Origin of the sequence: Paenibacillus azoreducens (genome assembly GCF_021654775.1) — a bacterium.
GTDB classification, from domain to species: Bacteria; Bacillota; Bacilli; order Paenibacillales; family Paenibacillaceae; genus Paenibacillus_AQ; species Paenibacillus_AQ azoreducens.
Genome location: NZ_AP025343.1, coordinates 167,253 through 186,290 on the forward strand (window position 1 = coordinate 167,253; position 19,038 = coordinate 186,290).

Annotated in this window: 15 protein-coding genes; 13 read left to right on the plus strand and 2 right to left on the minus strand. The window is 49.4% G+C overall.

The features are described 5' to 3' along the window. The first annotated feature begins 290 nt into the window (after positions 1-290). Entirely contained in the window at positions 291-1,061 is a 771-nt protein-coding gene (locus tag L6442_RS00830; RefSeq protein ID WP_212981217.1) for a DODA-type extradiol aromatic ring-opening family dioxygenase, read from the plus strand. Between the two features lie 203 nt (positions 1,062-1,264). Here L6442_RS00830 and L6442_RS00835 read toward each other — a convergent pair whose 3' ends face one another. After that, the gene (locus L6442_RS00835) at positions 1,265-2,317 is read right to left on the minus strand and encodes a C40 family peptidase (protein WP_212981216.1); all 1,053 of its coding nucleotides are present in this window, start codon (positions 2,315-2,317) and stop codon (positions 1,265-1,267) included. Between the two features lie 283 nt (positions 2,318-2,600). On the opposite strand from L6442_RS00835, the gene L6442_RS00840 reads away from it, so the two are divergent. Further along, positions 2,601-3,662 carry an LLM class flavin-dependent oxidoreductase gene (locus tag L6442_RS00840; protein ID WP_212981215.1) on the plus strand — a complete coding sequence of 354 codons (1,062 nt, stop codon included), beginning with the start codon at positions 2,601-2,603 and terminating at the stop codon, positions 3,660-3,662. Between the two features lie 91 nt (positions 3,663-3,753). After that, positions 3,754-4,713: a bile acid:sodium symporter family protein gene (locus tag L6442_RS00845; protein WP_212981214.1), complete on the plus strand. Its 960-nt coding sequence runs from the start codon at positions 3,754-3,756 to the stop codon at positions 4,711-4,713. A gap of 976 nt (positions 4,714-5,689) precedes the next feature. Here L6442_RS00845 and L6442_RS00850 read toward each other — a convergent pair. Beyond that, positions 5,690-6,466, minus strand: a complete 777-nt coding sequence (locus L6442_RS00850) for a TetR/AcrR family transcriptional regulator (protein WP_212981213.1) — start codon at positions 6,464-6,466, stop codon at positions 5,690-5,692. A 210-nt stretch (positions 6,467-6,676) separates the two neighbouring features. Here L6442_RS00850 and L6442_RS00855 point away from each other — a divergent pair, with 210 nt between their 5' ends. The 10 genes from L6442_RS00855 to L6442_RS00900 all read left to right on the plus strand — a co-directional run bounded on the left by L6442_RS00855 (position 6,677) and on the right by L6442_RS00900 (position 19,001). Then, entirely contained in the window at positions 6,677-7,561 is an 885-nt protein-coding gene (locus L6442_RS00855; RefSeq protein WP_212981212.1) for an ATP-binding cassette domain-containing protein, read from the plus strand. After that, on the plus strand, positions 7,558-8,346 hold the full coding sequence (locus tag L6442_RS00860; RefSeq protein ID WP_212981211.1) for an ABC transporter permease: 789 nt from the start codon (positions 7,558-7,560) through the stop codon (positions 8,344-8,346). Before L6442_RS00855 ends, L6442_RS00860 begins: the two co-directional genes overlap by 4 nt. 489 nt (positions 8,347-8,835) lie before the next feature. After that, positions 8,836-9,813 carry a ring-cleaving dioxygenase gene (locus tag L6442_RS00865; protein WP_212981221.1) on the plus strand — a complete coding sequence of 326 codons (978 nt, stop codon included), beginning with the start codon at positions 8,836-8,838 and terminating at the stop codon, positions 9,811-9,813. 190 nt (positions 9,814-10,003) lie between these two features. Continuing rightward, on the plus strand, positions 10,004-10,948 hold the full coding sequence (locus L6442_RS00870) for a phosphotransferase family protein (RefSeq protein WP_212981210.1): 945 nt from the start codon (positions 10,004-10,006) through the stop codon (positions 10,946-10,948). Between the two features lie 334 nt (positions 10,949-11,282). Further along, positions 11,283-12,632 carry a glycosyltransferase family 2 protein gene (locus tag L6442_RS00875; RefSeq protein WP_212981209.1) on the plus strand — a complete coding sequence of 450 codons (1,350 nt, stop codon included), beginning with the start codon at positions 11,283-11,285 and terminating at the stop codon, positions 12,630-12,632. 18 nt (positions 12,633-12,650) lie between these two features. Next, the gene (locus L6442_RS00880; RefSeq protein ID WP_212981208.1) at positions 12,651-13,751 is read left to right on the plus strand and encodes an acyltransferase; all 1,101 of its coding nucleotides are present in this window, start codon (positions 12,651-12,653) and stop codon (positions 13,749-13,751) included. A 5-nt stretch (positions 13,752-13,756) separates the two neighbouring features. Next, complete coding sequence (locus L6442_RS00885; RefSeq protein WP_212981207.1) at positions 13,757-14,902, plus strand: glycoside hydrolase family 18 protein; 1,146 nt, start codon at positions 13,757-13,759, stop codon at positions 14,900-14,902. Between the two features lie 120 nt (positions 14,903-15,022). Then, positions 15,023-16,210, plus strand: a complete 1,188-nt coding sequence (locus tag L6442_RS00890; RefSeq protein WP_212981220.1) for an NAD(P)/FAD-dependent oxidoreductase — start codon at positions 15,023-15,025, stop codon at positions 16,208-16,210. 35 nt (positions 16,211-16,245) lie between these two features. Then, positions 16,246-17,109: an RNA polymerase sigma factor SigJ gene (gene sigJ / locus L6442_RS00895; protein ID WP_212981206.1), complete on the plus strand. Its 864-nt coding sequence runs from the start codon at positions 16,246-16,248 to the stop codon at positions 17,107-17,109. A 281-nt stretch (positions 17,110-17,390) separates the two neighbouring features. Next, the gene (locus L6442_RS00900) at positions 17,391-19,001 is read left to right on the plus strand and encodes an ABC transporter substrate-binding protein (RefSeq protein WP_212981205.1); all 1,611 of its coding nucleotides are present in this window, start codon (positions 17,391-17,393) and stop codon (positions 18,999-19,001) included. Positions 19,002-19,038 lie beyond the last annotated feature (37 nt).

Below are 19,038 nucleotides of genomic sequence, written 5' to 3' on the forward strand. Positions count from 1 at the left end.
CGAGACACCAAGAAAGTACGACCTACCTTCGCCAGCCATAGTAGCAGTATGGACAAAATTTTCATCCATCAGTGGTGCCGCGAAGCGGCATGGAAGTCTTATATCTAAAGAAAAATACTTATCGAAGTATTTTCACAGTAGACAGAACACGTTTAGTGGAAATTTTTCTTGCAATATAAGGGTGAACCTCTTGAGGTTTATACTTTCTTATATCTAAACGTCGATCGACGTAAAAAAAAGCATTTGAATTGATGCTGCAAAATCCGGTATTGATAAAGGAGTGAGTTCATATGATGCCATCTTATTTCTTTGCGCATGGCGCGCCGTCGCTGGTGCTTGAAAAACATGCTTACACGGATCTATTGAATAACTTTGCAAACAGCATCCCTAAGCCTAAAGCGATTGTATTGTTTTCCGCCCATTGGGAGGAATCCGTGCAGACGGTGAGCGCAGTGGATGAATATAGCACCATATACGATTTTGGCGGGTTTCAGGATGAGTTGTATCAAATGACTTACCCGGCTCCGGGGAATCGGCCTTTGAGTGAAGAGATCCGGTCGTTATTTGCCAAACACGGCATTTCAAGCAAACTTGATGAAAAAAGAGGGCTCGACCACGGTGCCTGGGCGGTGCTGAAGCTGCTTTATCCGGATGCCGACATTCCGGTCGTTGCGCTTTCGGTAAACCGGTTCCTCAGCAATGAGCAGCAGTATGCAATCGGAAAAGCATTGTCTGAGCTGAAAGAGAAGGATGTGCTTATTATTGGCAGCGGCGGTACCGTTCATAACCTGCGCAGCGTAAACTGGCGGGCAAACGGAGTTGATGAGTGGGCCGGAGCCTTCGACAACTGGCTGCAGCAAAAGCTGGAGGCTTGGGATACGGCTTCACTGTTTAACTATCGGGAGCTGGCTCCGCATGCCGCGATGGCGGTACCGACAAATGAGCATTTTATTCCGCTGCTGATCGCGATGGGCGCGGGGGATGCGCACAAGCAGGCTAAGCTGCTTCACCGCAGTTATCAGTATGGTAATTTGAGTTTGAGCTGCTGGCAGTTTGATTGAACAAGGGGGAAATCCGCAAGTTGCGGTGAAGCTGCGCTGCAGTTGATGCATAGATGAAGACGACAGCGTATGCTGTGCATTATGTCCCTTGTCTACCTGGCTAAATAGTTTTTGAAAATTGCAAGTGAAATAATAAAAAAGACCGTCTTCGGACGGTCTCTTTTACGTTTAAATACGATTGGGTTTCAAAACATATATTTGTATTAAAACACCCTGCGTGCGGTAACAAACCGTTTTCTCCACTGGCCTTCAAAAGGCTCGAAGTGAACGCCCTGCTCCTTGGAGTATGTATGCAAAATTTGGTTGTTCCCCGCATAAATGGCGACATGTCCGATATCCAGTTTGCGCGCGGTGAAAAACAGCAAATCACCTTTGCGCAAATCATTGATGGAGACTTCCTTGCCGACCTTGGCCTGATCATACGAAACGCGGGGAAGATCGACCGAGAGCGTATCCTGGAACACGCGTTTCACAAAAGAAGAGCAGTCGAAGGTACTCGTCTGATCCGAAGAAGCGCCAAAAAGGTACGGTGTTCCCAGATACTTTTGACCATAGGCAATCAGCGCATCCCCTTGTTTCTCAGTGAGAGAGGGGCTGGTATAGTCGGTATATTTCGGTTTGGCCGATACGTATCCGGTTTGGCGGTTTTCGGTTTGTACTTCAAGCCATAAAGCATTTACTTCCCGGATGACATGGATTTTCGTGCCGGCCTGAAGCATCGCCAGCGAAGCGCCTGCAGCGGAATCGGGCGTGCTCCGTAAGTTAACGTCCTGCCGGATGGACGTTTCGTAATTTACTGCCGATGCAATGCGGACGGTTTTGGTATTTTCTTCCCACTTGACTGTGCTTCCCAAGGACTCGCTAATGAAACGCAAAGGGACCATGGTATAACCGTCTGCAATTTGTCCGGGAACATCGACAGGCATGGCTTGTCCATTGATAGAAGCGGTATGTTCGCCAATGCGGTAGATTAAGGTTGTGTTCCCTTTGGTGGCAGTAACGATTTTGCTCGCATGATTCCAGGTGAGCTTGGCGCCCTGGTTTTCGAAAATGCCGCGCATCGGAACGAGCAGCGTGCCGTTTACGTTAAGCGGCTGTATTTCGGGCAGAAGCTGGCGGTCATCCAGGAAAATGGATACTGGATTGGCGGTGCCTTGGGCGCCTTGAGTCTGCCCTGCGGTTTCTGCATGAGTAGGAACAGAATAGAGCAATGAGCCCATTAATACCATAAGGAGTGCGGCTTTACTTTTTGTCATATATTCATCACCTTGTTGATTGATTTGGATTGACTCCATGCGGCTCTATATAATTGGACGAAAGCATGCTCCATTGGTTTTGTGGAAAATCATGGAACACTCCTTAGGAAGGCTTCAAATACAACTTTTAAAAGGGTATGGATGGCTTCGATTTAGGTTTTTTCTTGGGGTTGAAAATCTACAAATAATAGTTCAATATAAAGATATCAATTATTAAAATTTATGGATTGAAGTGTAATGATTTCAAATATTGCTGTTGGATAAACGAATGGAGGACTGTCTCATGGAAATCGGAATCAGTACGTTTGCAGAAACAACGCCGGATGTTCATACCGGTGAGGTCGTAAGTCACGCGCAGCGGCTGCGGGAAATCGTAGAGGAAATCATTTTGGCCGATCAAGTCGGTCTTGACGTGTTTGGGGTTGGCGAGCATCATCGGAAGGATTACGCGGCTTCATCACCGGCGCTTGTGCTTGCCGCGGCGGCGCCGCAGACGAAACGGATCCGGCTTACCAGTGCGGTCACGGTTCTTTCATCTGCGGACCCGGTACGCGTATTTCAGGATTTCGCCACATTGGATGGGATCTCGGGCGGCCGTGCGGAGATTATGGCGGGACGTGGATCTTTTATTGAATCCTTCCCGCTGTTTGGCTATGATTTGAACGATTATGACGAGCTGTTTGACGAGAAGCTGGAGCTTTTGCTCAAAATCAGAGAATCCGAAAAGGTGACCTGGAAAGGCGGGCATCGTCCCGCAATCAAAAATCTTGGCGTATATCCGCGTCCGGTTCAGGAGCCTCTTCCGGTGTGGATCGGCAGCGGCGGCAATCAGGAGTCCGTTGTTCGTGCAGGCCTGCTCGGGCTGCCGTTGGTTCTGGCGATTATCGGGGGAAGACCGACGCAGTTTGCGCCTCTTGTCCAGCTGTATAAAAAGGCGGCTGCCCATGCCGGCCACGACATTTCCAAGCTGCCCGTGGCATCTCATTCGCATGGTTTTATCGCGGAGGAGACGGAGCTTGCGGCAGACAAGTTTTTCCCTTCTACGCAGGCAGCCATGAATGTGATCGGACGGGAGCGGGGCTGGGGCCATTATGACCGTTCTACTTTCGATATGGCGCGAAGCTTCGAAGGCGCGCTGTATGTTGGGGACCCGGAGACGGTGGCCCGGAAAATCATCCATCTTCGCAAAAAGGTGGGCATTAACCGTTTTATGCTGCATGTCCCGGTTGGCAGCATGCCGCATCAGGATGTCATGAGAACCATTGAACTGCTCGGAACCGAAGTAGCGCCGATTGTCCGAGCGGAAATTGCCAAGTGGGAAGCTGCGGGAGAGCCTGAAGAGTAATATTTTTCCATTGTCGAAATCAATAGACAAGCGGTAGAATAATTCCTAATAATTACATTTGGTTACGACAATGGAAGTGAGGTTTTTTGTAATGAACGCAGTTGCTAAGGTAAGCCGGTTTGTAGGCGGAACGTTTTCACTGTGGGTTATTTTATTCGCTTGTCTGGGCTTCTTTTTGCCCGAGGTCTTCATCCATTTAAAGGGGTACATTTCCCTTTTCCTGGGGATTGTTATGTTCGGAATGGGACTTACACTATCCTCGGCTGATTTTCGTGAAGTTTTTCGTCGACCCGCAGAGGTGCTGATTGGCGTAGTGGGCCATTATATCATCATGCCGCTACTTGCTTATGTGTTGGCACGTGTGCTGAATTTGCCTCCAGATATCGCCGTTGGCGTCATTCTTGTTGGATGCTGCCCGAGCGGTACCGCATCCAACGTCATGACCCTGCTGTCCAAAGGTGATGTCGCGTTAGGCGTTTCGATTGCTTCCGTCTCTACGTTGATTGCGCCGCTGGCTACTCCAGCCTTGATCAGTATGCTGGCGGGACGCTGGATGCCGGTTGACGGAGGGGCGTTAATCAAGGATATTTTGATGGTCGTTATTTTACCGATTATTCTCGGCGTGATCGTCAAAACCTTATTTAAAAAGCAAGCCGAAGCGAGCGTCCAGGCCCTTCCGCTTGTTTCAACGCTTGCGATTGTGGTCATCGTGGCGATTGTGGTAGGCGGCAGCAAATCCAAAATTATTGAAAGCGGCCTGCTGATCTTTGCGGTTGTCATTTTGCACAACGTGCTGGGTTACTTGCTGGGTTACTTGTTTGCCAAGCTGTTCCGGATGAATCTGAGCAAACGCAAAGCGGTCCTATTTGAAACCGGCATGCAAAATTCCGGGCTTGGGGCAGCACTGGCATCGGCGCATTTTAATCCAATCGCAGCGGTGCCAAGCGCGATCTTCAGCGTCTGGCATAATATTTCGGGTTCGCTGCTCGCTACGTGGTTCGCGCGAAGAGCCGAAAGAGAAGCGGCATCGGATGCCAGCCGGTCAGCATAAAAAGGTGGCGAATTGGGCGTGACCGTATAGGAATCTACCTTAAAGGGAAGTCAGCGAGTGGGGAAACAGAACGTATAGGAAAACCGTTAGGGATATATCGGGTGCCGCACATTGTTCGTATTGCGGTGTGGATTATGCTGCTTCAGGCTTTCCGGGGTATGGGACAGTTTATTAATCATCTCCTTTTTCCTTCACGGAAAAGATGCAAAAGTGCAGCTTCTCACCGGGGAAATGGCGACTTTTTGGAAAAAGATCGCAAAAGGAATCAATTTCATAATGAATAATATTACGGGTATTTGAACAGCGGCATTATGAAATAGATTCTTGAATTCGCTTTTTGGTTTTAGCAAAATCCTACATGACAAAAATGGCCGGCTGACTGGCTGTTCCATCTGAAAAGTTGCAAAAGTGCATCTGCTATAGCGTTCCAGGCAATTATGGCTAGAAAGCTTGCAAAAGGGCACCTTTTTCCCAGCTTTTAGGCATAAACAGACGATTCATGGTCAAATGGATGTACTTTCGCAACATTTTTCCTGATCACATCATCAACTAATTTTCAATGAAACAATGAAAAAAGATGCACTTTCTTTTGCAACTTTTGTTGGAAAAGGAGTTTAGGAGCGGCGGTGAAAAGCCATCATGCGACGTCTCAACACCGTGGGCGGTGCTGCAGTGGTACGAAAGCAGCTTTCTCACCGCGCGATAGCTGCTAGCGCGCGGTATGCCGTTGCATGACGGTGGTCCACCACAAAGTTGAAATGACTGTGAAAAGTAACTCTTAAAGGAGATTCAGGGCAAAATTGATTTTGGAATATTCCCATGCTTGGCAATGATATCCCATTTGGTGGTCAAGTTATTTAATGGCGATGTCCTTGAAGACCGCAAAACGATAAAGGAGCTGACTAAGGCCATTGGCCTTTATGTCAGCTCCTTTTGTTTGACAGCCCCGGAACTGGGGAACAAAAGCTTGAAACGATCACTTGGGCTCCATGTTCTTTTTAACCGAAAGATAATATTCGATGCCATCCAGAACCCGTTCCAGCCCGAATTCGAAGTCGTCCGGGATCGGGTTGGCTCCCTGAACCTCATCCGTATAGGCTCCGGACATGACGACCGGATATAAATCCGGGAAACGATCGGGCGTCACCAGCTTCTTCAAGGCGTCGCTGTAGTCGAGACCCGAAAACGATCCCGGACTTTTGCCGGCTTTAAGAGCCTGATCCATATCTTTCATAACGATTCCAATAGAGCGGGCGTAGCTGCTGAGAAGAAGGATGATCGACATTTTCTCGTAATCGTTGAGCGGAAGACCCCGGGTGCACCGTAATCCGATATCTACGATCTCCAGATTTTTGGGCGTAATGGGCACACCGGAAATCGGAATATCGGTATACCAGGGATGTTTCCGCATGACGGCGAGAGTGTCTCTTACATACCTGCGCATCTTTTCCCGCCAATCCAGACCCTCTTCTTCCTCAGGAATGTCCATATCGCAGGCCGCATCCATCATCAGCAGCAGTAAATCGTCTTTGCTTGGAACATAGCGGTACAGGGACATGGTCGTAAAACCGAGAGACGAAGCGACCCGGCTCATGGACACGGAGGAGAGACCTTCCTCATCCGCAATTGCGATGGCGGCATCAACAATCTTTTGGATACTCATCTCTCTTTTGGGTCCCCGCTTCGGCGGCTGGACAAGCCCCCAGCTGAGCGCTACCCCAAGAGGCAGGTTGCCTACTTTTTCATTATCCATTGCTTCACAATCCCCTCATGACTGATCAATCAGTGGTTCAGTTGCAGCTTCTTTGACCTCTTCCTCATTCATTTTATCCGAAAGGGGGAACAGATTTATATAAATTTTACGATTTTAGTTGCACTGTAATTGTATATGCAATATACTGTGTATGCAATAAACTGTTTATGACATACACAATATATAACCAGATGAAGAGGAGGAGTACGAATGAGCTCTTTGGCGATTGAGATTTCCAGTTTGCATAAAGGTTTTGGCGGGCAAGCGGTTCTGAATGGCATCGATTTAAAGGTTCCTGAGGGCAAAATCGTCGCGCTGCTCGGTCCAAATGGAGCAGGCAAAACAACCTTGATCAACATACTTTCGACGCTGGTGGCTCCGGACGGAGGATCTGTCAAGGTTGCGGGATACGATGTAGTCCGGGATAAAGAAAAGGTGAAGCAGTCGATTAGCCTGACAGGACAATTCGCGGCGGTGGATGAAGCTTTGTCGAGCGAGGAAAACCTGCGGATGATGGGCAGGCTTTGCGGACTTTCGCGCTCCGCGGCGCGGCTTCGGACCAACGAGCTGCTTGAACATTTTGGCCTGGCCGAGGTTGCGCGTAAGCGGGTAAAAACTTTTTCGGGCGGGCTGCGGCGCCGCTTGGACCTGGCGCTCAGTCTGGTAGTCAGACGCCCGATTTTATTTCTGGATGAGCCGACGACAGGGCTTGACACCCGCAGCAGGCGCGCATTATGGGATATCATTCTCGATTTGTCCGCAAACGGGGTTACGGTGCTTTTGACGACGCAGTATTTGGAAGAAGCCGATCAGCTGGCAGACTCCATTGCCGTCATTTCAGGCGGACGTATTGTCGCCCATGGAACCCCGGCAGAGATGAAGTCCCGGGTCGGGGGCGAAGTGGTTGAACTCCGCAATGCCCATGATGATGTCATCCGTGAAATCCCGACAGGCGGCAGTATTGCGGATGTGAAGGATATTTTGGATGGGCTGGCGCATACAGCCGAGGAAGGAATGCGGATCAGCATCCGCAGACCGAGTCTGGACGATGTGTTCCTGGCTTTCACCGAAACGGAAAAGGGGGCTTCCTTATGATTCACAACACATCGGCAATGAAAAAGCCGTCCCAACTCGTGACAAGCAGCGTATTTATCGGACGCAGCCTGCTGCACAGCCTGCGCAACACCGAAGCGCTGATGATGGCAATCATGCTGCCCATTATGCTTATGCTGCTGTTTACCTATGTATTCGGGGGAGCTCTTGACCCTGGCGGGAATTATGTGAATTATGTCGTCCCGGGAATCATTTTGTTATGCGCGGGTTTCGGATCATCCAGTACGGCCGTGGATGTATCGACCGACATGACCAATGGCATCATCGACCGATTTCAGACACTGCCGATTCGCAGCATTCATGTCATTACGGGTCATGTGGTTTCAAGCCTCATCCGGAATTTGGTCGCAACCGTCATCGTCATCGGAATTGCGCTTCTTGTCGGATTCCGGACTAACGCTGGTTTGGCGGCATGGACCGGAGCGGTAGGCATGATCGCGTTATTCATTTTGGCCTTCACATGGCTTTTCGCCGCGATTGGCCTTGTTGCCAAGACACCGGCCGCCGCAAGCGGCTATGGCTTTGCCCTGCTCTTCCTTCCGTATCTGTCCAGCGCGTTTGTTCCAACGAGCACGATGCCGATTTGGCTGCAGGGTGTGGCAAACCATCAGCCGATCACGCCTGTCATCGAAACGATCCGCGCATTGTTAACCGGCAGTCCAGTTCATACCGAGATTTGGTGGGCGCTTGGCTGGTGCGTGCTGATTCTGGCCGTGTCTATGGTCTGGTCCGCCTGGTCGTTCCGCCGAAAGGCCGGACGGCGGTAGGCCTGGAACAATCTCCATCTATCCTTCAACTTATGGCAGCTGCTAAATAGACCGAACCCTGCTCAGGGCGGTCTATTTTAACGTGTTTTACTGCCGGTGATAGTGTGGTGGTTGAGTAGAAATCGTCCAGATGGAGGTGGGAATGGGAAAGTAATCATGGCTGCCGCTGTTTTTTAAACTTCGTTATAAATCGTCGAACTGCCGCAGGATGGGCATATGAACATTTTATACGAAGATAGCTTTTAAATATCGGGCCATTTTTCCAATTCCTTATCTCATTCGTTCATTCAACTTATATAGTTCTTTATTTTCCAGTATACAGCTGTATTTTATATGGGACCTGGTAGCTTACTTTTAGATAGCTTGACACAAAAAGTTCATCGTGCTATATTTATCTTAAAATAAAGATTCTTTATCATTAACAGTTGGCGCCAACTGATTGTAGATAAAACTTTTGGGGAAAATATAAACCACAAGGAGGAAATTATGATGAACGGATTAAAGGGAGTACATCACGTAACGGCAATAACAAGCAGCGCGGAAAAGAACTATCAATTTTTCACTTATGTGCTTGGCATGCGTTTGGTGAAAAAAACGGTAAACCAAGATGATATTCAAACATACCATTTGTTTTTTGCAGACGATAAGGGCAGTGCGGGCACGGACATGACGTTTTTCGATTTTCCCGGCATTCCGAAAGGGGTTCACGGCACGAATGAAATTTCCAAAACCTCCTTCCGGGTGCCGAACGATGCGGCGCTGAATTATTGGGAACAACGGTTCGACCGCTTGAACGTCAAGCATTTCGGCATCCAAGAGATGTTCGGGAAAAAGACGCTTTCCTTCACGGATTTTGATGATCAACAATATCAGCTGATTTCCGACGAGCATAACGAAGGTGTTCCATCCGGCACGCCATGGCAAAAAGGACCGATTCCGCTGGAATATGCGATCACCGGTTTGGGACCTGTTTTTGTACGGATCGCTGACTTTGATTACTTCAAAGAAATGCTGGAGAAGGTGCTGGAATTCAAGGAGATTGGCCAAGAGGGCTCGTACCATCTGTTCGAGGTTGGCGAAGGCGGCAACGGGGCGCAGATTATCGTGGAATACAACGCTGTACTGCCTCCGGCTCGGCAAGGATTCGGCACCGTGCACCATGCCGCATTCCGTGTAGAGGACCGCACCGTGCTGGAACAGTGGATTAAACGACTGGAGCGGTTCGGATTTTCTACCTCCGGTTATGTCAACCGCCATTTCTTCGAGTCGCTGTATGCGCGGGTGGCGCCGCAAATCCTGTTCGAGCTGGCTACGGACGGCCCAGGGTTTATGGGGGATGAGCCCTATGAAACGTTGGGCGAAAAATTATCGCTTCCTCCTTTCCTGGAGCCGAAGCGCGAACAGATTGAGAAGCTGGTTCGTCCGATCGACACCGTTCGCAGTACGATTGAGTTTACCAAAGAATAAGACAAAGCATACAGAGGGGACATGCATTGATTGCAAGTTCCCTCTTTTTTCTGCATAAAAGAAAATTGCGAGCACTTAACCCGGCCGGGCCGAAACACGTAATCTTCAGCTATAGCTAAACTTTCACGGGATACGTGCATGGTCTTCGGATACAATTCAGATAGGTTCAAAAGGGAAGGAGCCATTCGCATTGCATAAAAAACAAGCCCCGTCCATGGACAAGGTTGAAGCGGTAGTGCATCAGATTTTGGGCGGTACTGTTCTAGGGATCGAAAGGGAGACGCAGGGCGTGTCGACATATGTATACCGTATTGAAACAGGGAAAGAGACGCTCTACCTCCGGATCCTTCCGGAGCATGAAAAAAGCTTCGCTGCCGAGGTTCTGGTTCATAACCTGCTGCTGCAAAAGGGAGTACGGGTGCCGGAAGTGGTCTATTTTGCAAATTGTGACGAGTCGCTTGGCATGTCGGTGATGCTGGTCCGGGAAATCCCGGGTACGCATGCCGGCGAGAATCTGACCCGGGAGGAATATGATGCGGTTCTGATGGATGCAGGACGGCAAATCGCTTTAGCGAATCAGGTTCCGGTTGACGGTTACGGCTGGATTCAAAGAGGCAAACATGATGGGAAGGTTTTGCGCGGCGAACACAGTAAAATAAAAGATGTCATAACGGAATTTCTGGAACCGGATTTGAGCTTTCTGTCCGAGGGCATCTTGCCTGCAAACGAAGCATCAAGAATACGAAGCATTTTGGAAAGCGGAGCGCCGCTGATGGGCAGGCATGAGGCCAGATTGGTTCACGGGGACTTCGACGATTCGCATATTTTTCAGCAGCATGGGGCATTTACGGCCATCATCGATTTTGGCGAAATTCAGGGGAGCAGCCCGCTGTATGACCTCGGACATTTCAAAATCCATGATGGGCAGCGCTACCTTGGATACCCGGCTCTGGCGGAAGGCTACCGTGAGGTCGCCGCGTTATCTGCAGAGGATCAACTGGAAATTGACCTTTGGGCACTATGGGTCGGCGTGCGAAGGCTGGGGATCATTGGCCGCAGGCACCCGGGTGCCTACCTCAATCATTTGCGCCAAGCGGTGCGTAAGGAACTGGAGTGCATCGGGAGCAAGTTATGATTCATCTCCACATAGACTTGAGTGAGAAAAAGAACATACGAAAACGGCTCCTGCAAATACGCAGGGGCTTTTTCTTTTTCGTTGAAGAAAATTCCTCTCGCTAATGCCGATTTCCGCTCAAAAACATATATTTCCCCCTTGATTAGACAAAGTTATCCCTAATAATACATAAAAAACATAAAAATAACTTTAATAGGAAATATCATCCAAAACGGAGAGCGAACATGAAAAGAGCACATGTATTCGTTTTCTTGTGGTGTAAAGCGGTTTTACTCCGAAAGGAAGATTAGGATAGTTTAGTACTAGAGATATAAAAAGAGAGGAGGAGCGTACCATGTCATACCTGTTTTATGCAACGGCGGTTGTGTTTCTGATATTTCAAGTTTTGTACACGGTGATTCCGCTCTTGTGCAGCAAGGTGAAAAAACTCCATCCGGATCTGGCGGAAAAATCGATAGCGGTGCTTGTTCCTGCTTATAACGAGGAGCTGACGATCAAAAATTGCATTGATGCCATGGCAGGCCTGCATTACGGCAACCATGAGATCATGATCATTAACGACGGCTCCAAGGATGAAACCTTCTCCAGACTGGACGAGCTTTTGCAATTGGAGCCTGATGGCCGAAGGCCCGGGTACCAGCTTGCCTATAAACCGGTTAAAGGCGTATACCGCTCGAACCGCTACCCCCATATTTTTGTGATCGACAAGCAAAATGGCGGCAAAGCGGATTCCTTGAATGCAGGGATCGATTATGCCGTATCGGAGATCGTCATTACGCTTGACGCAGACAGCATGCTTGAGGCGAATGCCCTGAAATACGTCAATCAATACTTTCATGACAGCGATATTGTCGCGCTTGGCGGAACCGTCAAAATTGTGCAGGGAGCGGAGAAGAGGGGCGGCGTCATTATGGAGAAATTCAAAGGCCCGGGGCTGATCAAAAGCCAAATCATCAATTATACGCACGGCTTTTATGTCCGCAAATTAACGCAGTCCTTTTTTAATTCCATTGTCGTCATATCCGGCGCGTTCGGCGCTTTTTATAAAGATATTTTGGTGGAGGTGAACGGCTTCCGCAGCACCGTGGGCGAAGATATCGATATCACTTTAAAAATTCACGAGTATTTAAAAGCCAATCGCTTGAAAAAAAAGCTGGTGTACGCGCCCGAAGCGGTATGTTATACGGAATGCCCGGAAAATCTGCCTAACTTCTATAAACAGCGCATCCGCTGGCAAAAGGCGTTTGTCGACTGCATCCTGATCTATTGGTCGCGGCTGTCCCGCGATTTTCGCGCCGGGGTCAACCTGTTTTTTGCGATCGACGGCTTTATGCTCGGAACCTTCTCGGCTTTTACGACGCTCATATATCTTGTGCAGGCGCTTTTCGCCGGGGGAAACGTGATGCACGCGCTCATTTTTCTGCTGATCAGCGTGGTGGTCAATGCGCTACAAATCATCATTTCTTTGGGGTTATGCAAAAAATACGGCAGCAGCTATACCGCCCTGGACTATGTAAAAATGTTTCTGTTCAGTCAAATGGAACTGCTGACCTATCGAAATCTGCTGCTTTATATCAATATTGCCGGGACATTCAAATATTTTGACAACGATGAGGGCTGGGGGTTCGTCGAAAGAAAAGGCGTGGCGGCGATCAGTCAAAACATCGCATCCGGATCGAATTAAGAGTAGAGGAGGCCCCATATGGACAGCGTTATTCCAAGAAAAAGAATTTTGTATGTGGATTGCTTAAGAATCCTGTCGATTATAGCCGTCATAATGCTGCATTACACGGCGGAGCTGCTTACCACCTCCAATGATTTCAATTCGGCTTCATGGTGGATCAGCAATTTTTTTAATTCGATATCGCGGTTTGCGGTTCCGGTATTTTTTATGATCAGCGGGGCGATGATTCTGCGCACGGAAATCGGGTCTTACCGGGCTTTTTTCAAAAAAAGAGTGGTACCTCTGCTCATCTCGCTCATTAGTTGGTCATTTATCTACGGCCTATATAACCAATATTTTATTTTGAAAAGCAAGATGGGCGCCTTCGAATTTCTGCTGGATTTCGGCTATCGGCTGCTGACGGACCGCAATTACGTGCATTTATGGTTTCTGTACGCGATTATCGCCATTTACCTAACGGTTCCTTTGGTCAGCAAATTTCTCAAATCATGCAGTGAAAGCGACCTGAGATATTATTTGCTCCTGTGGTTTATTGTGAACATCGCTTACCGTTTAGTGTACGATTCCGTGGAACGCCTGACAGGCATGCAACTGAGCATTCCGATTTTAAACATCCCGTTTTTCATGGGTTATCTCGGCTACTTTATTTTGGGCTATTACCTGTATCATTTCGACCTGCCGCTCAAAGCTAAAAATATATTGTTTAATATGGGCATTCTCTCTTTCTTCATCGCCCCGGTGGCAACTTATTTCGTTTCGGTTCACAGCGGCGTGCTCGACGAAATGTTTTACGGCAACTACTCTATTACCACCTTTTTTATGGCTGCCGGCATGTTTGTTTACTTCAAGGAAAAAGAGGATGCCATGAGCGCAAAAGTCAATCATAAGCTCCAAATGCTGATCGGCTCGGTCTCCAAAGCCAGCTTCAGCGTGTATCTGATCCATCTGCTCATCGAACTGATCGTGTCGGGAGGAACGGAATTTCAGGCAACGGTTCTGGAGGCGGCACTGCATCTTGCGGTCAATATTTCGTTGATCTTCATCATCAGTTATGTCACCGTCAAGATCCTGAATTTGAATAAAGCGGCGACATACATCCTGTTCGGCGGAAGAGGGTAAATAGGATGAAGATCAGCTTATATACAAAAATCATCGTCGTCGTTTTGCTGGCGGGCATGGGCTTATATTTCTATCAATTCTCAAGCGCGGCGGACCGTAAAGTAACGGCGGTATACGTGGAGGCTTGGAAGGATGCCAAGAACATCCGGTTGTCCGAAAAAAATGTGGATATCGCGTTTATTGCTTTTGCGAAAATCGACGGAACGAAGATTTATTTTCATAAGGATGAGGAGACCAATCGGCAGATCAAGGACAATATTAAGAAGATGAAGGAAAATAATCCGAGCACCCGCATGGTGCTCGCCATAGGCGGGTATGGAGCGGACGGCTTCTCCGATGCCGCAATGGACGGCAACCGTTATCTGTTTACGGAGAGCATTATCCAAACGGTCAAGGAGCTGGGTCTCGACGGCGTGGATATCGACTGGGAATATCCTGCGTTCCATGCCTGGAATACGCAAAAGTCGCGTCCCGAAGATACGCAAAACTTTACGAGCCTCATGAAGGAACTGCGGGACAAGCTGTACCGGCTGCCGTATAAGAGCAAGGGCTACCTGCTGACCTTCGCTGCAGGCACGCAGGACTGGTATTTTCAAAACGTTGAGGTCAAAAAGGTCGAGAAGTACGTCGATTACATCAATGTGATGAGTTATGACTTGATCGGCAAATGGTCTGATACGACAGGTTTTAACGCCAACTTGTATATGGACCGCCAGAAAAAATCGAAGATGAGCGTCGATCAAATTATCGGCATGTATCTCGATCACGGTATCGAAAGCAAGAAGCTGCTGCTCGGCATCCCTGCCTACTCATATGCTTGGAAGGATGTGAAGAGCGGTACGGACGGCGCCTTTTCCCTCGGGAAATCCATCGATATCGACCGGATTGACCTCACCTATAAAACGATACAGAGATCTTATTTGAACAAAAACGGCTACAAGCGCTACTTCGACAATCAGGCCAAAACGGCTTATCTCTACAACGGAAATACATTTATCACCTACGAGGATCCGGAAGCGCTGATCGAAAAGGTAAAATACATCGAGAAACACGATCTGGGAGGCGCGATGGTCTGGGAGTATTCGCAGGATGCGGAGGACGGAATCGTAAAGTTTCTGGGGGATCATCTGAGTAAAATAACCTCCGAGTAAATAACCTCCGGGTGCACCGCCATATATGATGGAGCCCATCATTTACTTTGGAATCATGCTGTCACAAAATGATGCCCGTTCTCGTTACATGTGCAAATGAGAAAAGGGAGTGAAAGCATGATGAAAAATTTAACATGTGTCGTTGTAGGCGGAGGATATGCGGGGATTCATGCCGTCCAGGCCATCCGCAAGGCTGTGAAGGAAGGGAATATGCCGGAAAAGCTGAGACTGGTGCTGATCGATAAACAGCCTTATCACCTGCGCAAGGTGCTGCTCTTTAAGCCGGCTGCGGCTCAGACGGGGGAAATTACCGTTCCGCTTGAACAACTGTTTCCGGAAGGGGTTGAACTGATCGAAGCCAGCGTTACAAGCATTGCATCTGCCGGGAAGAGATTGCAGTATCAGGATGCGAAAGGACTTACCCATGCGCTGGATTACGATATCCTTGTGCTAACCGTAGGCAGTATTGTGCGTGAACCCGAACCGGAGCAAGGCGGGATCGCTTTGACCGGACTGGAAGCGGCCGCCCGCATCCGCGCGGTTTGGGAGGGGAATTTACGGCAGGCGTCTATTGAACCCCAGGCGGAAGAGCGGAAGAGGCTCATGACGATTGCCATTGCCGGCGCCGGCATTAGCGGGATTGAGACGGCTGCCGAACTGGCCGCGGGGGTTCGTTTGGATGCGGAAGGTTTTGGACTCGATCCGAAGGATGTGAATATCCTTTTGTACAATGCGCAGGACCGGCTGTTCCCCCAAGGACCCGCAAAGGCAAGCCGCAAACTGGAAAGTTTGCTGGCCGCAAGCGGCGTTACCACGGTTCATCAGCGCAAGGTGCTTCAGGAGCAGGATGGGTTGCTCAGCTTGTCGAGCGGCGAAAAGACCCCTGTCGGCTTATGCATCTGGACCCTTGGCACGCGCCCGAACCCGGGGCTGCGGAAGATGGGGTTGCCGCTGACGCCTGACGGTTTCGTGCCTGTCGATGGAAGCTACCGCGTCCAGGGGGCCCAGGGTCTGTACAGCATCGGCGACTGCGCCCGGATCATCGATCCCGAAACGGGACGCGAAGACGGCAAGACCTGCAAGGAAGCGACGCCTCAGGCGGCGAGGCTAGCCAAGGTGATTGCCGCGGATTTGAACGGACAGCCGGCGCCCCTGCACAAATCGTATATGGATTTCTTCTGCATCGGGCTGGGCCCGCAGCAAGGACTGGTCTGGACCCGCCAGTGGGGGCTCGACCTCATCATCACAGGCAAGCTTGGCGGGCGGATCCGCAAGATGACCTGGGACATGGCAAGTCTGCTAAAATAGACATATCCAATTTCGCGTGATGGGGAGAAGAGCCGATGCAGGAGCTGTATAAGCGTTATAAAGGATTGCTGTTTTCGCTGGCTTATCAGTTGACGGGTTCCGTTTCGGATGCCGAGGATGCCGTGCAGGATGTATTCGTGAAAATCGTTGACGTGAATCCGGAACGTCTGGCCGAACCCAAAGCCTATTTGTGCAAAATGGTCACGAACCGCTGCTTGGATCTGCTTAAATCGGCCCGGAAGCGGCGGGAGCAGTATTTCGGGGAATGGCTGCCCGAGCCTCTTCCGACACAGGCCGAGGATGCTTCCGAGATTTTGATCCGCGGCGCACTGCTGTCCTATGCGATGCTTGTACTGTTGGAGAAGCTCACTCCCGCAGAACGGGCGGTGTTCGTGCTGCGCGAAGCCCTCGGATTCGAATATGGGGATATCGCCGACCTGCTTGATAAAGGCGAACCGAATTGCCGCAAGCTGCTGAGCCGGGCGCGGGCGAAGATGGGACTTTCCCCGGATGCGGATGTTCCGGTCCAGGCCGAGGAAGCGAGCGAAGCGTGGGTGCGGCGGCTGCTGGCAGCGCTGGGGCAAGGACAGGTGGAGCGGGTTGTTTCCATTTTATCGGAAGATGTGGTGCTCATATCCGATGGAGGCGGGAAAGCATCGGCTGCCGTTCATCCGATTATGTCTCCGGAACATGTAGCAAGGTTCCTGCTTGGCTTGATGCGGAAGTCTTCCGGATTAACGGGCGGCGTAGAGATCGAACTGGCGGAGCTGAACGGTCAGACGGCGATTATAGCCCGTACGCAGAAGGAAATCGATACCGTCGTGCTTCTTCACGCCGAAGAGGGGGCTATTCGCAAGCTGTATTTTGTGAGGAACCCGGATAAACTCCAATTTCGATGATCACTTTCGACAATTTTCGAAATTTAGATCTAGCATTTTTTCATATTTACTACTAAAATAAAGTTAGTAGATAAGGATTACGCAATTGACTGTAAATAAAGCTAAAGCAAGGCCGCATAAATCATGCGGCCAATTGCTTTAGTTCTTATTTATACAGGGATTTTAGTGAAGTGCTATGTTAAATTGAGAAACCGGAAGAGGATCTGAATTAAACATTGCAATTCCTAGTAATCCGATATACAATAAAACACAGTTTCATAGAGAGTGGGGGATAAGACATCATGAAGAAATATTTTTCAGGGGTCATTATTTTGGCATTACTGACCATGCTGGTCACGGCATGCTCTGGAGATAACTCAGGAAATTCGGCATCGCCTTCCGATGCATCTTCCGATGCTTCGCAAACATCCGGGCAGCCGAAAGACGGAGGCAACCTGATTATCGGCGTTGCGGCCGACCCGGTGATCCTGAACCCGAACTATGCAGGGGACCGCGTCAGCTTGACGATCGACCAGGCTCTTTTTGCGCCTTTGTTCCAGGTCAACAATGGGAAGAAAACATTTTATCTGGCGGACAGCCTTGAGCCATCCGCAGACAAACTGACATATACCTTGAAGCTCAAAAGCGGTTTGACTTGGCATGATGGCGAGAAGCTGACGGCTGACGACGTCGTGTTTACGATCGACAAGATTTTGGATGAGAAACAAAACAGTATGCTGAGAAGCAACTTTATTATCAACGGCAAGCCGATCAAAGCGGTGAAAGTCGACGACACTACAGTTGAATTCAAGCTTCCGCAAGTAAGCCCGGCATTCGAAGCGACGCTGGTGCAGGTATCGCCGATTCCGAAGCATATTTTCGAGCATGAGGCCGATATCGAGAAAAGCCCTAAGAACAATACGCCGGTCGGTTCCGGACCGTTTAAGTTCAAGGAATATAAAACAGGCGAATATGTAACCTTGGAGCGCTTCGATAACTACTTTGGCGGCAAACCGCATCTCGATTCGATCACTTACCGGATTTCCAAAGATGCCAATGCAGCGAATCTGGCCTTGCAAAACGGCGAAATCAACATTAAATATGTCGATCCGCAGGATGCGGCTACGATCGAGTCCACAGGCAATTTCGAAATGAAAAATTACAGTGAAGGACGCTTGTCCTACATGATCTTTAATGAAAACAGCGACACTGGCCTGCTGGCCAAAAAAGAAGTTAGAGAGGCATTGTCTTACGCGCTGAACCGCGAAGAGATGATTCAAGTGACTTATATGTCGCCTGATTATGCCGATCCGGCCAAATCCTTTGTCACGCCTGACGGTTTGTATCATGACAACAACGTCACGACGTATGACAATAACGTAGATAAGGCCAAAGAACTGCTGCAGGCAAACGGGGTCACCGGCAAGAAGCTGCGCTTTATTATCACAAGCGGGAACAAGGCACAGGAGGCTATCGCCCTGTATGTTCAGCAAAAGCTGAAAGAAGTCGGGGTTGACGTCGAAATTAAATCGATGGATGCTTCCGCATTCAACGACAAATTCACGGATCCTAAAGCAACTGATTTCGAGCTGACCGTCGGCGGCTATATCATGGGCTTCGATCCGGACGCATACAGCATTCTGTTCACGACGGGCAGCGATTCCAACTATGCGCATTACTCGAATAAAGAAGTCGACCAGCTCTTCCAGCAAGGAGCGAGCGAAGGCGACGACGCCAAACGCGGAGAAATCTACAAAAAACTGCAGGAAACAATCGCTTCCGATGCGGTAATCTATCCAATCGCGTATACGAAAACGATCGTTGCCGTGGACAAGAGATTCGGCGGCTTGGACGAAGCCGTGCTGAAACCGGTCGTCATCTTCGAGGACCCGTCCAAGTTGTACATGAAATAAGGATGATCTTACTTAAATTGACTTTGTAAGCATAAAG

Coding starts and splice junctions, on each gene's coding strand:
- L6442_RS00830 (WP_212981217.1), top strand. CDS start 291: ATGATGCCATCTTATTTCTTTGCGCATGGCGCGCCGTCGCTGGTGCTT.
- L6442_RS00835 (WP_212981216.1), bottom strand. CDS start 2,317: ATGACAAAAAGTAAAGCCGCACTCCTTATGGTATTAATGGGCTCATTG.
- L6442_RS00840 (WP_212981215.1), top strand. CDS start 2,601: ATGGAAATCGGAATCAGTACGTTTGCAGAAACAACGCCGGATGTTCAT.
- L6442_RS00845 (WP_212981214.1), top strand. CDS start 3,754: ATGAACGCAGTTGCTAAGGTAAGCCGGTTTGTAGGCGGAACGTTTTCA.
- L6442_RS00850 (WP_212981213.1), bottom strand. CDS start 6,466: ATGGATAATGAAAAAGTAGGCAACCTGCCTCTTGGGGTAGCGCTCAGC.
- L6442_RS00855 (WP_212981212.1), top strand. CDS start 6,677: ATGAGCTCTTTGGCGATTGAGATTTCCAGTTTGCATAAAGGTTTTGGC.
- L6442_RS00860 (WP_212981211.1), top strand. CDS start 7,558: ATGATTCACAACACATCGGCAATGAAAAAGCCGTCCCAACTCGTGACA.
- L6442_RS00865 (WP_212981221.1), top strand. CDS start 8,836: ATGAACGGATTAAAGGGAGTACATCACGTAACGGCAATAACAAGCAGC.
- L6442_RS00875 (WP_212981209.1), top strand. CDS start 11,283: ATGTCATACCTGTTTTATGCAACGGCGGTTGTGTTTCTGATATTTCAA.
- L6442_RS00880 (WP_212981208.1), top strand. CDS start 12,651: ATGGACAGCGTTATTCCAAGAAAAAGAATTTTGTATGTGGATTGCTTA.
- L6442_RS00885 (WP_212981207.1), top strand. CDS start 13,757: ATGAAGATCAGCTTATATACAAAAATCATCGTCGTCGTTTTGCTGGCG.
- L6442_RS00890 (WP_212981220.1), top strand. CDS start 15,023: ATGAAAAATTTAACATGTGTCGTTGTAGGCGGAGGATATGCGGGGATT.
- sigJ (WP_212981206.1), top strand. CDS start 16,246: ATGCAGGAGCTGTATAAGCGTTATAAAGGATTGCTGTTTTCGCTGGCT.
- L6442_RS00900 (WP_212981205.1), top strand. CDS start 17,391: ATGAAGAAATATTTTTCAGGGGTCATTATTTTGGCATTACTGACCATG.